Genomic DNA, 15,319 nt, shown 5'->3' with positions numbered 1-15,319 from the left:
ACACCGATGCACAACGATATAAAGAGAAAGACTTAATTTATGACTATCCGTAACCTTAACCGCGCTCTGAGTACTGCCACACTGTCTTTGCTGCTCGCCGCCTGTGCCAGTAACGACCTGCCTGAAACCACGGGTCATCTGCCCCGTCTGCCCTCTGCGACACTGTCGGCAAGTATGCTGCCAGTTAGCGCTGAGCAGGCCATTCTGATCAGCAGCGAAGGTGATGCCACGCAGAAATACTGGCTCAGTACCGGGCCGGACAACGGTATTCAATTGCAGGACAGCCGCTTTACCCTGCTGGATAAAAAAGACATTCAGGCTGAATTTATCGACCAGCGCCGTGATCAGCAAGGCACGCTGTTTGTCAGTATCGATAAAGAAAATAACCGCCCGGTCAGCTACCGCATAAAAAAACAGCATATTACCGATCTGGCGTTTGGTCAGGCACTGACCTACCCGATTGAAGGAATCTGCCTGTATCAACCGGTTGGTTCACCACTGCAGTTATTTGTACTCGACGAGCAACAAATGGCGCACCAGCTGTTAATTAAAAGCGACGGTAACGTGTTAACTCAGCAAGAAATCCGCCGTTTTCCGTTGCCACCCAACAGTGAATACTGTGTCGTCGACGATGTCAGCGAACAGCTGTTTGTCAGTGAAGAAAATGTTGGCGTCTGGGCTTACAGCGCCCGTGCAGAAAGCGAAGTGAGCCGTCAGGCGGTTGATCTGGTACAACCGTGGGGGCAGTTGCACAGCAACGGCGGTCCGTTAGCCATCAGCCAGGGACAATTATTTATTGCCGAGTTGGGCGGCAATATTCTGCACCACTACCCTTTACTACAGTCTGGCAGCGAACAGGCGACCGGTTCAGGTCGCGCGGTTATTCTCGAGCAGGCGTTGGCCAGCGACAACCTGCGTACAGGTATTAACAGCGACGGTACGACCCGTCTGATTATTCTGGATGATGACAGCGGCCAGTTATTCAGCAGCAGTATTCACCTGCCACAACAGGCACGCCAACAAGAAAGCATCCGTAATATTGCCGCTCAGGCAGAAACAACACCGGTACGGAAAACCGGCGATGCCGCCGACGATCCGGCCATCTGGGTTAATACTCACACAGCAGAAAACAGCCGTGTTTTAGGCACCAATAAAAAATTCGGTCTTTATGTTTATGATCTGAATGGTCAGGAGCTGCAGGAACTTCAGGCCGGACGGGTTAACAATGTCGATGTGCGCCAGGGCTTTACCTTTAAAAACCAGCCTGCGGATATTGCTGCAGCCAGCCAGCGTGACCGCCAGGCCATTGCGCTATTTCATATTGATCCGTTAAGCGGACATGTCAGCGCCACTACAGAAATTACCACCACTCTGGATAATGTTTATGGCCTGTGCATGTATAAAAACCTTAAAGAACAGTTTTTTGTTTTTATTAATGACGAAGACGGTCGCTTTGAGCAATATGAAATTACCGATTCAGCCACTGGCTGGAATGGTAACAAAGTGCGTGAATTCCGCGTCAATTCCCAACCCGAAGGCTGTGCTGCTGATGATATAAAACAGCAGTTATTTCTGGGTGAAGAAGATGTCGCTATCTGGACCATTGGCGCAGAAGCCGATGCAGGAACAACACTGACCCAGGTTGCAGCAGCTTCCGACATTTTGGTCGCCGATATCGAAGGTATGGATATTTACCGCAGCGGTAAAGAAGCCTATCTGGTAGTTTCCAGCCAGGGCAACGACAGCTATTTGCTTTATCAGGCCGAAGCACCCTATGAATATATTGGCCGCTTCCGCGTGGGTATTAATGCAGAAAAAGGCATTGATGGCGCTTCTGAAACCGATGGTTTAACCGTTACCTCAGCCAATCTGGGCGCGGAATACCCGCAAGGCATGCTGGTTGTGCAGGATGGACGTAATTTCCTGCCGGAAGAGAATCAGAACTTTAAATATGTGAACTGGCAGGATATTCAGACGCTGATTCAGCCTGTACTCAAACCCTAGCCGCACACTGTAAAAATCGCGGGCCTGTAATCAGGCCCGTTTTTTTATACCAGCCTGCGCCGGTCGGCCAGCGTCACAAGCAGTGCCAAAGACAACAGCCAGAACAGACTCAACGCCCCACCGCCATTATTGCCGGATGAGTTATTGCCGGCAGCCGTACTGTTCTTTTCAATACGATAGGTTGCCTGCAACAGCTCTGAGGTATTGCCCTCAGTATCAACGGCAATTGCTTTAAGCTGTGCGGATTCAGTCAACAGCACTGTACCGCCATTATCCAGCACACTGCCGGTATTAATATCCGGGCTGCTGCTATCGAGCGTATAACGGATACTGACATCCTCACTGGCACTGTGGATGGTGATCGTTTGGGCTGCAGAGTAAGTTCCTGCCGGAATATCAAACACCGGTGTTGCGATAAAAACAGTGTCAGGTTCAATGGCACGGAATTCGACACTGACCGAGCAATCCGCCATCAGCGCACTGATCGTATAGCTGGTACCGGATAATTCGCCATCGCAGCCAGTGACAGCCGCTAACTGATAGCCATCATCAGCATTGATAATAAGACTGACATCCGCTCCCGCAGCGATGGTTATCAATGCCGGAGTTACCGTACCGCCTCCGCTCACGTTACTGGTAACGGTATAAAAAATAGCTTCAAATACCGCCGTTACCGTACAGTCGCCAGACAGATTATTAATACGATAAATATCCCCCAGCAATGAGCCATCACAGCCATCAATGCTGGCAAGCCGGTAACCGGGCTCCGGTGTTACCGTTAATTGCAGGTCACTGCCCTCCTGTACGAGTTTCAGCTCTGGCGTCAGTGTTCCCTGACCTTCTGCAACGGTATTAACCGTATAAAGAACCGCCGCCATCTGGGCGATGACCGTGCAGTCAGCGGCAATATTATTAATCTGATAAAGATTGCCGTTTAATTCCCCATCACACCCCATCACATTCCTAATACGGTAATGCGCATCCGGTATAACGGTCAGCGTAGTATTGCCTCCCTGCACCAGCGAGGTGGTAACCGGAGATATCTTTCCGCTTCTGGCTGGCGCAGCCGTAATATCATAAAAGGTCGGGGACAATGTCAGCTGTCGCTGGTAAGCCTGCGCCCAGTTAACGCCGTCGTCGGATACCCAGATATCTTTTTCCGGACCATTGGTTGGTGTTCTGCCGGCAATTTTCCACATTCTTTGCTGGCCGGTCTGAGGGTCCTGAAATACCTCCAGCCCATAACGGCTGGAAAATACAAATGCCCCACGCTCAAGCCGCTTCTGCCAGTTTTCGCCATCCGCAGACGACCAGATATCACCCAGAGTAGTCCCCATAAAGAAACCACCCATCAGCCAGATCTTTTCAATACCATCCACAGGATCGGTAAAAACGGCGGTCCGGTGATGAGCTCTGCGTGAAAACGGGCTGGTCTCTTTTACCTGAACCCAGTTAACCGCATCTGTTGATGACCAGATATCATGCTTGTAGTCGTCGAACCTGTCTTCACCACCCGTTCCCCCACCAATCAACCAGAGTTTCTTTTCGTGGGTTACCGGGTCTGGAAAAACAACCACCTGATGGGATAATCGTGGCGGGAATGCAGCACTGCTGGTTTCTTCGACCCAGTTCCTGCCATCGACCGATGACCAGACGTCGTTAAGAATCCCGAAAAAATGTATACCAGCCATCGAATAGTTAAAACCACCGCCGATTAACCAAAGTTTGTCTTTGCCTGTTACCGCATCAGGAAAAACAACTATCTGGGTCTGATCCCGACGCTGGAAATGCTCCGAAGTCGGGTCTGTCGGATAAGCCTGAGTCCAGTTAACACCATCCACTGACGACCAGACATCATTAAAAGGAACTCCGTCCCAGGTCATCCCGGCGGTCAGCCATAGTGTTTCCTCGCCGGTTTCAGGGTCAGGAAAAGAGACTACCGAATGTCCGGCACGGCCCCTGAAGGCAGCATGGGCGGTTTCCAGTGTCCAGGAAACACCATCGCCGGATGACCAGACATCATTGTCAAAAGTACTGCGGGTACGGCCACCAATAACCCAGATTTTATTTTTAAACTTTACCGTCGCATGGCCAAAACGTACCGGCATTTCAGTCAGATGCTCTCCGGCTGTCACACCGAACTGGTCACTGAAAAAACTGCCTTGCTGAAAACGGTAATAGCCGGTCTGATTTAACTGCGCAGCGGTGTCGGTAATAATATTACTGTTGCTGCCATCACGGCTGAAAATATCCATCTGTCCGGCGTTGCAGGCAGCATAATTTTCACTGTCGCAATGATTGTCGCTGCTGCGATAAAATTTCAGCCCATCAATAATATCCGCACCCGCCGAATGATCGCTGAGTTGGACAGCCGTTGAGTCAGCACCAATAAACGCCGTCAGCGTCAGGTTTTTCTCAACCACTTTTTCAGCATAAGTAGGAACAGACGGCAGCAGTGTGGTTAAGCACACCACGCAGGCAAGAAATAAAGAGGCAGACCTGTGCTCAGGCAAACAAAAGGCGCTCATATCACAGGACTCATCAGAATAGTTCCTGACGATAAGCGAATACTGATACAAGCTATACCAGCCAAAAGGTTGAAAGATGTAACCAGAATGGATGAAACGCCGGGCAAGCGCCTGACACTGACCACCGCGACACCCTATCGATGGTCAGTCGGCGGTCAGTCAGCCGGCGGAAATCAACGGTAAATTTTCTCCGCCCACTCCGTCAGACCTGACGCCACACTGCCAAAATGGTCACCGTCCAGCAGTGGAATATCACCAAATACCCGGGCAACAGCCTCGCGGATAACCGGCGAACGGGCACTGCCGCCAGTCACAAAAATAAGATCCGGCTGCACGCCGGCCTGAGCAACCGCTTCCTGCATTAACGCCATAATGCGTTGCAGCGGACGCTCAATGGCCTGTTCAAGCTCCGTGCGCTGAATATGGGTATTCAGCCCGGCTTCAATATAATCCAGTACTACACAAGTGTTATCGCTGTCGGATAAGGCAATTTTTGCATTTTCTGCGCTGCGTACCAGTTGCTGATTCTGCTTGTTATCACGCAGGCGGATTAACCGGGCAATGAGTTCCGGCTGTAAACAATCACGTTGTAATTGTTCAAGGTAGAGTCCGGTTTCGAGGCTGCTGAAACGGCCAAGGGCGCCGACATCGTTGGTGCATACGGCATCGAGGAAGGTTTTGGTAGGCATCGGCTTGCCGCTTTTTAATGGCGCGGTCATGCCGAACAGTGGCATCAGCTGTTTACCCGCCAGCTGAATATCCAGATCGTTACCGCCGACCCGCTCACCACTGTGGCCAAGAAAATCCGCTTTGCGCTCGCTGCGCCCACGGTGATCCGGCCCCATGCGCACCATGGCACAGTCAGACGTACCACCACCGATATCGACCACCAGCACGGTTTTATTGTCAGTAAGATTGCGTTCAAAACTTAAACCTGCAGCGATCGGCTCGTATAAAAATTCAACCTGCTGAAAGCCACTGCGTTTTGCTGCGGCGGTTAAAATAGCCAGCGCCTGCTGGTTACTTTGTTCGGCGCTGTTATCGCTGATGCGTGAGCCCTGAAAATTCACCGGCCGGCCAATAACGGTATGGGTCAGCGTTTTTCCGCAAGCATGCTCAGCACGCTGTTTTACCGTCTGCATCATGGCGGTGACGATATCTTCAAAAAAATGCACAAATTCCGGCCGTAAACCGCTGGCCCCTAAAAAGGATTTCGGTGATTTAACAAAATAGCCTTCTTCCGGATCGGCAAAATAATGAGCAAAGGCCTGATGACCAACAAACATCACCTGCTCATCGTTGCTTAACTCCAGCTCACGGCGGGCACGCAGTGCCTGCTGTAACTGCACTTTGCGGCTGAGCAGAAAATCATCACGCAGCATGCCTGCAGGCAGCCCCAGACCGACCTGCTCGCAGATTAATTCACGGCCCAGCGCATATAGCGCCGATGGCATAAAGGTTTTTTCGCCGTCGACCGGCAGCAGATTGACACGATCCTCTGTCATCACACCGATAGCACAATTGGACGTGCCATAGTCAAAACCACAGATCATAAAAACCCCCGCTGCAAAAAAGCGGCGCAAGGTAGCACAGGGCGGAGAGGAAAAGGAAGGAAGTCGGAGAATGGCTGCCGCTAAAGACAGCCACAAAAATCAGCGGCGCTGGCGCCAGGCACTGTAGCGGGCATGGACACCACGGGTCAGCATGTTGGAATAGTTTTCCAGAATATCGACGCCCACCAGAATCGCGACCACCAGCAACGCCAGTTTGATACCCACCAACGGACTGGCAACCGCGACACAGATACCAATCGCGGCCAGCGCCCAGATGGTCGCGGCTGACGTAACGCCAAGTACCATACCATCTTTGGCCAGCATCACCCCGGCCCCCAGAAAACCTACACCGGTTACCACCTGACCAATAATACGCGAGGCATCGGTAGCATCGGTGGTGACCGCCTGAGATAAGGCAATAAACACATAGGTGCCAAGCACAATCAGCGATGAAGTACGGATACCCACCGGCTTGCCCCGCAGCTGGCGCTCAAGGCCTACAATAGTACCTGACAACAAACAGGCGGCAATTGCCGGCCAGCTCAGCGGATCAACACTCAGAAATTCAGTCAGCGTCATCGATAACCTCCGTTATTAACCCCGAGTTTAGCAGCGCTGATTGTGGAGAGAAAAGCTGGTGCTGTATTGTTTCGGCAATCGTTACTCCCGGCTACAAAAGCGCTATAGGATCACCCGCCTTAAAGCCGTACAATAGAGCGTTCATTCTTCCTACCGGATACCGCCATGAACGATCAGGTCAATTACCAGAACAACCCGCTGCACGGGGTCAGTTTAAAAAATCTGCTGATTGAACTTGTTGATCATTATGGCTTTGAAATCCTCCATGCGTATCTGAATATCAACTGCTTTAAAACCAAGCCGAGCATTGAATCCAGCGTAAAATTTCTGAAAAAAACCGACTGGGCGCGGGAAAAGGTTGAAGCCTTTTATCTGTATCAGTTTAAAAGCCTGCCCAAAGCCTCGGGTAAACAATTTGCCCTGCCTCCGCGTGACCGCATAATTCCGGCCGACCAGACTCCGGGCGAACCTGCGGTACTGAGTCTGGAAGACGCCGAGCGCTTGCGGGCCAAACAGGCAGAAAAAACCGCGGCCTTTGGCCGTGGCGGACGTCCGCAGCGTTCAGGCCAACATCATAGTCAGCGTTCCGGACAACAGTCCTCAGGGCGCCCTGCCGCCCGCTCTGAACAGCGCCCGCCTGCGCGCAGTCAACGTGAGGAAACTACCGATAAACACGATAAGCCGGCGTCTGGCACTAAGGTTGATCCCTGGGCTAAAGCGAAAAAAGCTGCCGAATAGGCAGCTTTTTCAGAGCACGATAATACCGAACACTTTGCTTATTTCAGCAGCGCTTCAATATCGTCATCACCGGGAATGGTAAAACTGGAGTTGGAGCTGATGATCTGCCCCTCGCGGTTAATCAGGTATTTGTAAAAATTCCACTTCGGTGCTGTGTCCTGGCGGGCTACTTCTTTAAACAGCGGATGAGCGTTATCGCCTTTGACCGGCACGGTCGCCAGCATGGTAAAGCTGACACCAAAATTCTCGAAGCAAATGGTCGCCGCTTCTTCTTCCGACTTGGCTTCCTGATCAAACGAATCTGACGATACGCCAATCACCACCAGACCACGGTCTTTGTATTTTTCATGAATGGCTTCCAGATCGCCAAACTGCTTGGTGAAACCGCAATGGCTGGCGGTGTTGATTAACAGCACCGGTCTGCCCTGCACCACTTCACACAGATCCAGCGTTTTGGAACTGTGCAGCTTTTTCATTTTATGCTGAAAAATCGGTGCACAGGCATTGCCCTCAGCGGTGGTGGTAAAAGCACTGCGATCAATGGCAACCGCCTGGGTTGAGCAGGCGCTGACGCTGAGCAGCAAAGCGCTCATGGCGAGTCGTTTAAGCAGGGGAATAACAGTCATGGTGCTCTCCGCAGGAAAGGGTTGATGTCACAGAACACCAACACTATACAAAACCTATACAACAAGCAATGAACGCACACACCGGCGAGCTTACTCCATCGCCTCGCGCAGCGCTTCATCCAACTCATTCGGCTCGACCAGCAGCGCTTCTTCTTTCAGGTTCGGGAACACCACCAGATAGGTTTCATCGGCGCTCAGGCCCGGTGTCCAGCGCTCCAGCCAGACATCCAGCGCGACGGCTTTGGGGGCGCAATCTTCCCACTCGCCGGTTGCCCACTCAGCGGCATAATCGGCATGGGGCCAGATGGGCAGACAGTTGTCGCCTTCGGAGGTCAGGGTTACCCAGCCTTCGTCGTTGGCCAGACTCCAGATTTCGCCGTTCGCCACGACTTTGTCAATAAAGTGCTGATAGCGCTGATGGTTCGACAATTTCAGGCTGGCCTGATGTTCTTTCGGACTGAGGGGATAACTCATAGCATTCTGCCTTAAGGCCTGACGTAAAAAAGCGCACTATAAGGACTCATGCAGGTTAAGTCATCACCGACTTGCGGCGGGATAACAAAGCCTTCGCTTTTTATACATTGAGCTTCTGTTCCAGATAATCCGCTAACAAACGCACCTTGGGTGAGAGATGGCGACTTTGCGGATAAATTGCCCAGATTCCTTCATTAACCGGCCGGATGGCCGGTAACAGGCTGATCAATTCAGCGCGCTGAATGTGCGGCAACACGTAGTAGTCCGGCAGCTGCACGATACCAATCCCTTTTAAGGCGGCGTCCAGCAACGCCGGACCACTGTTGGCGCTGAGGCTGCCGCTGATGTGCACCACCCGTTCGCGGCCGTGTTCTTTAAAGCGCCAGTAATCGAGGGTGCCGGCCAGGCAATTATGCTGCTTCAGTTCCGCCAGCGAATGCGGCTCGCCATGGGCCGCCAGATAAGCCGGTGCGGCACAGGTGTACTGCTCACGCGACGCCAGCCGACGCGCCACCAGCCGGTCATCATCCAGCTTGCCGAGACGCACCGCCATGTCATAACCGCCATCAATCAGATCAAGCTTCTGGTTAGTAAGCAGATACTGCAACTGAATCTGCGGATACTGCAGAGCAAAATCATTCAGCAAGGGCGCAATATGACGTTCGCCATAACTCATCGGCGCAGTGATGCGCAGCTTACCCTGCGGCGTGGCCTGCAGATTGCTGAGTGCCAGCTCCGCCTCGGCCAGACCGTCAAGCACCAGGCGACAATGCTGATAATACAACTGCCCCGGTTCGGTTAACGCCACCCGCCGCGTGGTACGGAACAGCAACTCACTGCCCAACCGCTGTTCCAGCGCCCGCACCTGACGGCTCACCTGCGCGGTAGACAACCCAAGCTGCACCGCCGCTGCGGTAAAACTGCAGGATTCCGCCACCGCCACAAACTCACGGATTCCCTCCCACTGGGGGATTGATTGCATCTTTTTCGCCCGATTATTACCAATATGTAAAAGTGATTTTATAACCAGCGGGATTATCTCACCAACAGAAATGATTACACTGCCTGTTCAGAATTTTTTACCCACCACCTTTGCTGTTGGAGATACACCATGACCGCAGAAACCATTACCTGCCGCGCCGCCATTGCCTGGGGCCCGGGCCAGCCGTTATCCGTCGAAGAAGTTCAGGTAGCGCCACCCAAGGCTGGTGAAGTACGTGTGCGCATCGTTGCCACCGGCGTCTGCCATACCGATGCCTTCACCCTGTCCGGTGAAGACCCTGAAGGTATTTTCCCGGCCATTCTCGGCCACGAAGGCGGCGGTATTGTGGAATCCATCGGTGAAGGCGTCACCAGTGTTGCCGTTGGCGACCATGTGATTCCGCTGTACACCCCGGAATGTGGCGAATGTAAGTTCTGCCTGTCGGGTAAAACCAACCTGTGTCAGAAAATCCGTGCCACCCAGGGCAAAGGCCTGATGCCGGACGGCACCAGCCGCTTCTCGCAAAACGGCAAAACCATTTATCACTACATGGGTTGCTCAACCTTTTCTGAGTACACCGTGCTGCCGGAAATCTCTCTGGCCAAGGTCAACCCGACGGCACCACTGGAAGAAGTCTGCCTGCTGGGCTGTGGCGTCACCACCGGTATGGGCGCAGTGATGAACACCGCCAAAGTAAAAGAAGGCGATACCGTGGCCATTTTCGGTCTGGGTGGTATTGGTTTATCGGCGGTGATTGGTGCAGCCATGGCGAAAGCCTCGCGCATCATCGCTATCGACATTAACGAAAGTAAATTCGAACTGGCCAAACAGCTGGGCGCAACTGACTGTGTAAATCCGAAAAACTTCGACAAGCCGATTCAGGATGTGATCGTCGAGATGACCGACGGCGGTGTGGATTTCTCGTTCGAATGCATCGGCAACGTTAACGTGATGCGCTCGGCCCTCGAATGCTGCCACAAAGGCTGGGGCGAATCGGTGATTATCGGCGTTGCCGGTGCCGGTCAGGAAATCTCCACCCGTCCGTTCCAGCTGGTTACCGGCCGCGTCTGGCGCGGTACCGCCTTTGGTGGTGTGAAAGGCCGCAGCGAACTGCCGGATTACGTTGAGCGTTATTTAAAAGGCGAATTCAAATTGAGTGATTTTATTACTCACACCATGGGTCTGGATGCCATTAACGACGCCTTCGATTTAATGCACGAAGGCAAAAGTATCCGCAGCGTTATTCATTACAACCAGTAAGGGGATGTCATGACGGACGTGAATACCGATGTTGAGCGCCTCAGCCAGAACAAAAGTTTTGGTGGCTGGCACAAGCAATACCGGCATCAGTCGGCGGTGCTAAACTGCAGCATGCGCTTTGCGATTTTTCTGCCGCCACAGGCCAGTAACGACAACCCGGTGCCGGTACTCTACTGGCTCTCGGGTCTGACCTGTAGCGATGAAAACTTTATGCAGAAGGCCGGCGCCCAGCGCCTGGCCGCTGAGCTGGGCATTGCCATCGTCGCACCGGACACCAGTCCGCGCGGCGACGGCGTGGCCGACGATCCGCAGGGCGCTTACGATCTGGGTTTAGGAGCCGGTTTTTATCTGAATGCAACTCAGCCGCCCTGGGCCGCGCACTACCGTATGGAAGATTATGTCCTGCAGGAATTACCGGCCTTAATCGAAGCGCTGTTTCCGGTCAGCGACAAGCGCGCCATCAGTGGTCACTCGATGGGTGGGCACGGTGCTCTGACGCTGGCGCTGAAAAATCCGCAGCGTTTTACCTCGGTGTCGGCGTTCAGCCCGATCAGCAACCCGAGCCGCTGCCCCTGGGGCATCAAAGCGTTCAGCGCGTATCTGGGCAACGACCGCGAGCAGTGGCTGGCTTATGACAGCAGCGAGTTGATGCGCAACAGCCCGCAAGGTGAACATCTGCCGGCACTGGTCGATCAGGGTCTGGCCGATGATTTCTTAAGCAACCAGCTGCATCCGGAAACACTGGAAGACGCCGCCCAAGCCAGCGGCTATCCGCTGACTTTGCGCCGCCATGAAGGCTACGATCACAGCTACTATTTCATCAGCAGTTTTATTGATGATCACCTGCGTTTTCATGCGCAGTATTTGGTTGGCTGATCAGCCAGACAGGTAAAACAAAAAAAGGCAGTGGATTGCTCCACTGCCTTTTTTGTTGCCCGTTGATAACCGGGCGTTTTGCGCACTCTCTATCAGTGCACAAAAATTACTTTCAGCAATAACAGCGCCGACAACACCCAGACACCAACCGACAGCTCACGCGCCTTACCGCCCAGCACTTTCGCCAGCGCATAGGTGATAAAGCCCAGTGTAATACCGTGTGCAATGGAGAAGGTCAGCGGCGTCATCAGCAGCACCACAGCCACCGGCGCGGCTTCGGTCAGGTCTTCCCAGTCCACTTCTTTCAGCGTAAACAGCATCAGAATCGAGACATAGAAAATCGCACCCGCGGTCGCATAGGCCGGAATCATACCGGCCAGCGGCGCGAAGAAAATACTCAGCAAAAACAGCACACCAACCACAACCGCGGTTAAGCCGGTACGGCCTCCGGCGGAAACACCGGCCGCACTTTCGATATAACTGGTGGTGGTTGAGGTGCCCAGCATCGCGCCGGTCACGGTGGCGGTACTGTCAGCCAGTAAAGCCTGCTTTAAGCGTGGTACCTGGCCATCACTTTTGGTCAGCCCCGCACGCTGGGTTACGGCAATCAACGTGCCGGAGGTATCGAACAGATCGACAAAGAGGAACGCGAAAATAACGCTCAGCATCGCCACATCAAAGGCTTCGGCCAGGTTCATCTGCATAAAGGTCGGAGCAATCGACGGTGGTGCAGACACAATGCCCTGATACTCTACATGACCCGTTGCAACGGCAATCACACTCACCAGCAGCACCGCCAGCAGTACCGCACCGTGAATATTGCGCTGGGTAAAAGCAATGATCAGGAAGAAACCAAGGATCGCCATGGCCGGACCGAAATCACCTAAATTGCCCAGACTGACCAGTGTCGCCGGATGCGCCACAATAATGCCGGCATTTTTCAGCGCGATCAGTGCCAGAAAGGCGCCGATACCCGCGGCAATGGCTTTTTTCAGCGTGACCGGAATGGCATTGATCGCCCATTCACGGATCTTAAACAGACTGAGCAGAATAAAAATACAGCCAGACAGGAATACTGCCCCCAGAGCGGTCTGCCAGCTGTAACCCATGCCCAGCACAACACCGTAAGTAAAGAAGGCGTTCAGACCCATACCCGGCGCCAGCGCCACCGGCAGATTGGCCCAGAAACCCATGATAAAACAGCCGACCGCCGCCGCCAGACAGGTCGCCACAAACACCGCACCATGGTCCATACCGGCATCCTCCAGCATCGCCGGGTTCACGAAAATAATGTAAGCCATGGTCAGGTAAGTAGTGACACCGGCCAGCACCTCGGTGCGCGTGTTACTGCCGAAACGCGACAGCTGAAACAGCTTTTCCAGCATGGGAAGAACCTCTGTTTGTGAACGAAACAAGTCCAGCGGCCAGCATTCATGCGGCCCCGACCCAAACACATCACTGCCGGGCACGATCCGCATCCAACGGAGGGAGACTTTTTGTGGGCGCGGATTATAATGCCCCGTTTGCCAAAGCCAAAGAAAACCTGACTGATTGGTCGGTTCTTTTCGCCTGCGGCCAGTCTTGCCGGTCATGCCACCGGTACACGCACCCGACATTCACGTACATTGCCGTACCCAACCGACAGAGACAGACCATGAGTGCCTACAGCCAGGAAATCAAAGACGCCATCCGCACCGTTGCCAACTGGCCGGAAGACGGTGTGATGTTTCGCGACATCATGCCACTGCTGCAGAACCGCAGCGTATTCCGTAAGCTGATCGACAGCTTTGTACACCGCTATCAGGATCAGCAACTGGATGCCATTGCCGCCATCGACGCGCGGGGTTTTATTCTCGGTGCGCCGCTGGCCTACGAACTGGGCCTGAGCCTGGTGCCGGTGCGCAAGAAGGGTAAACTGCCGTTTAAAACCGTGACCCAGAGCTATGACCTGGAATACGGTTCTGCCACCATAGAGCTGCACACCGATGCCTTTAAGCCCGGTGATCGCGTACTGGTGATGGACGATCTGATCGCCACCGGCGGCACCATGCTGGCCGCCTGTGAGCTGGTGCGCCAGCTGCAGGCCGAGGTGGTGGAAGTGGCTGCCATCATTGATCTGCCCGACCTGAAAGGCAGCGAAAAACTGCGTAACGCCGGATTCGACGTTTATGCCATCTGTGAATTTGACGGACACTAGGGCCTGTCGACACTAAGTAAATCCGGCCTGCTGAAAGCCAGTTTTTCTCAGAACAAGAAGTGAGGAGTGATATTAGCGGGCTAAATGAATGACGAACGACGACGTTAATGGGGAAAACTGGCCTCAGCCCGAAGGGTTATGGCTAATAACCCCTCATCCAGCGTTGCTGTTCGTTCGCTTAACCCGTTACCAATCTGTCTGGAACAGATTGGCGTGCCAACCCGAAGGGAAAGCACAGGGATGTGCTGAACATCCCACACTCTCAGCGCCTTGTCTGAGAAATTTTTAGCCAATAACAGTCCTGTTTAATTAGTATCGACAGGCCCTAAAAGCCCGCTAAGAGATAAAAACCATGAGCCTGCGCCATTTTGTAACCCATCAGATCAGCAAAGATATTAAAGATCCGGCCGCAACGCTGGTATGCAGTGAGCAGGAAGCCGATCTCGACAGCGAATTGGTCGCACACTTCTACGCGCAAACAGCCGCACAGTTGAAAGCCGTGCTGACGCAACGCTCCGGTAAACGCTACGGTATTTTTCACCCGGAAATTACCCAGGCACGGGCGCAGATTCAGGATTGGCAGGGCGAGCGCCAGAGCTTTGTTGCCCTCACCCGCCGCCTGAGCAAACAGTTCGCCAACGCCCTCGACAATACCGAGCTGGCGCTGGAAGGCTACCTCGCCTTCTTTTACGAGCAGCTGGCCGACAGCGACCGTCTGTACATGTTCCACCTGCGGCGTAAAAGCAGCGTCTCGATTAATACCGATATGACGCTGAGCGAAACCCATTATCTGGATTTTTCCAATACCGGTTTTGGCGTCATGCTCAACATCACCGATTGGCTGGCCGATGACGACAGCAAATACCTGACTTTCAGTTTTGGCCGCGGCGATAAGCCACTGCAAAATCAGTTTGCCGAATGCATTGGTTTTACCGATACCTTAAATACCGCCGCCGAAACCGAAGAGTTTCTGGAAATTGTTGATCAGTTCAGCCAGACGCTGAACCCGGAAGACAGCTTTGAATACAAAACCAAAGTGGTCGATTACTGCATTGAGCAGGATCTGCGCGGTGAACCGGTCGTGTTCGATGAGCTGGCCAGCTATATGGAAACCCAGGTCAAAGCCGAACCGGCCAAAGCCTTTGCTCACTATATTGTCGACAAACAAAAAGAACGTCAGCAAAGCCAGCGACAAAACAGCGAGTTAACGCCGGAGCAGCTGGCGGCTCAGGGAGCTTCACAGCAGGTGGTGGCGGAAGCCATTAAAACCGAGCTGATTCCCGACCGTAAAAAGCTGCGCGGATTTATCCGCTACAGCGGTAAAAATAAAGACCTGAGCCTGAGTTTCTCTGCCAGCCTGCTGGATAAAGATATTATCTTTGATAAAAGCAGTAACGAGCTGCGCATCACCAGGGTGCCGGAGTCGCTGCTGAAACAATTAAAAGAATCCTGATTACCGGCAACGCGAAAGAATAAAACACCGGACATAAAAAAAGCCGCAA

At 53.2% G+C, this 15,319-nt stretch carries 13 protein-coding genes; 6 read left to right on the top strand and 7 right to left on the bottom strand.

Translation table 11 applies throughout. The features are described 5' to 3' along the window. Window positions 1–39 precede the first annotated feature (39 nt). Window positions 40–2,004, top strand: coding sequence for a phytase (locus NYR02_RS05690; RefSeq protein ID WP_260975417.1), 1,965 nt, complete (start codon window positions 40–42; stop codon window positions 2,002–2,004). 44 nt (window positions 2,005–2,048) lie between these two features. Here the strand turns inward: NYR02_RS05690 and NYR02_RS05685 are convergent, their stop codons facing one another. The 3 genes from NYR02_RS05685 to NYR02_RS05675 all read right to left on the bottom strand — a co-directional run bounded on the left by NYR02_RS05685 (window position 2,049) and on the right by NYR02_RS05675 (window position 6,664). Then, window positions 2,049–4,532 (bottom strand): InlB B-repeat-containing protein, encoded by a 2,484-nt coding sequence (locus NYR02_RS05685; RefSeq protein ID WP_260975416.1) that lies wholly within the window; start codon window positions 4,530–4,532, stop codon window positions 2,049–2,051. A gap of 173 nt (window positions 4,533–4,705) precedes the next feature. Further along, window positions 4,706–6,085 (bottom strand): molecular chaperone, encoded by a 1,380-nt coding sequence (yegD, locus tag NYR02_RS05680; RefSeq protein ID WP_260975415.1) that lies wholly within the window; start codon window positions 6,083–6,085, stop codon window positions 4,706–4,708. A gap of 99 nt (window positions 6,086–6,184) precedes the next feature. Continuing rightward, window positions 6,185–6,664 carry an MgtC/SapB family protein gene (locus NYR02_RS05675; RefSeq protein WP_260975414.1) on the bottom strand — a complete coding sequence of 160 codons (480 nt, stop codon included), beginning with the start codon at window positions 6,662–6,664 and terminating at the stop codon, window positions 6,185–6,187. A 165-nt stretch (window positions 6,665–6,829) separates the two neighbouring features. Here NYR02_RS05675 and NYR02_RS05670 point away from each other — a divergent pair, with 165 nt between their 5' ends. Next, a complete protein-coding gene (locus NYR02_RS05670; protein WP_260975413.1) occupies window positions 6,830–7,402 on the top strand; it encodes a VF530 family protein in 573 nt (190 codons plus the stop codon). A 38-nt stretch (window positions 7,403–7,440) separates the two neighbouring features. Here the strand turns inward: NYR02_RS05670 and NYR02_RS05665 are convergent, their stop codons facing one another. The 3 genes from NYR02_RS05665 to NYR02_RS05655 all read right to left on the bottom strand — a co-directional run bounded on the left by NYR02_RS05665 (window position 7,441) and on the right by NYR02_RS05655 (window position 9,484). Further along, a complete protein-coding gene (locus NYR02_RS05665) occupies window positions 7,441–8,028 on the bottom strand; it encodes a glutathione peroxidase (RefSeq protein WP_260975412.1) in 588 nt (195 codons plus the stop codon). Window positions 8,029–8,118: 90 nt separating this feature from the next. After that, a complete protein-coding gene (locus NYR02_RS05660) occupies window positions 8,119–8,502 on the bottom strand; it encodes a DUF2750 domain-containing protein (protein WP_260975411.1) in 384 nt (127 codons plus the stop codon). A gap of 100 nt (window positions 8,503–8,602) precedes the next feature. Next, window positions 8,603–9,484: a LysR substrate-binding domain-containing protein gene (locus NYR02_RS05655; protein ID WP_270049511.1), complete on the bottom strand. Its 882-nt coding sequence runs from the start codon at window positions 9,482–9,484 to the stop codon at window positions 8,603–8,605. Window positions 9,485–9,613: 129 nt separating this feature from the next. Here NYR02_RS05655 and NYR02_RS05650 point away from each other — a divergent pair, with 129 nt between their 5' ends. Next, window positions 9,614–10,744, top strand: coding sequence for an S-(hydroxymethyl)glutathione dehydrogenase/class III alcohol dehydrogenase (locus NYR02_RS05650; protein WP_145470110.1), 1,131 nt, complete (start codon window positions 9,614–9,616; stop codon window positions 10,742–10,744). A gap of 9 nt (window positions 10,745–10,753) precedes the next feature. Next, window positions 10,754–11,620, top strand: a complete 867-nt coding sequence (gene fghA / locus NYR02_RS05645) for an S-formylglutathione hydrolase (protein ID WP_260975410.1) — start codon at window positions 10,754–10,756, stop codon at window positions 11,618–11,620. A 92-nt stretch (window positions 11,621–11,712) separates the two neighbouring features. Here fghA and NYR02_RS05640 read toward each other — a convergent pair whose 3' ends face one another. Next, the gene (locus tag NYR02_RS05640) at window positions 11,713–13,005 is read right to left on the bottom strand and encodes an NCS2 family permease (protein WP_260975409.1); all 1,293 of its coding nucleotides are present in this window, start codon (window positions 13,003–13,005) and stop codon (window positions 11,713–11,715) included. 269 nt (window positions 13,006–13,274) lie between these two features. On the opposite strand from NYR02_RS05640, the gene NYR02_RS05635 reads away from it, so the two are divergent. Both NYR02_RS05635 and NYR02_RS05630 read left to right on the top strand, forming a co-directional pair. Next, on the top strand, window positions 13,275–13,817 hold the full coding sequence (locus NYR02_RS05635; protein ID WP_260975408.1) for an adenine phosphoribosyltransferase: 543 nt from the start codon (window positions 13,275–13,277) through the stop codon (window positions 13,815–13,817). A gap of 352 nt (window positions 13,818–14,169) precedes the next feature. After that, window positions 14,170–15,270, top strand: coding sequence for a nucleoid-associated protein (locus tag NYR02_RS05630; RefSeq protein WP_260975407.1), 1,101 nt, complete (start codon window positions 14,170–14,172; stop codon window positions 15,268–15,270). Window positions 15,271–15,319: the final 49 nt, after the last annotated feature.

The sequence above is a fragment of the Thalassolituus pacificus genome (assembly GCF_025318105.1).
Lineage (GTDB): Bacteria > Pseudomonadota > Gammaproteobacteria > Pseudomonadales > Oceanobacteraceae > Venatoribacter > Venatoribacter pacificus.
This window is presented reverse-complemented; position numbering and strand designations above follow the sequence as displayed.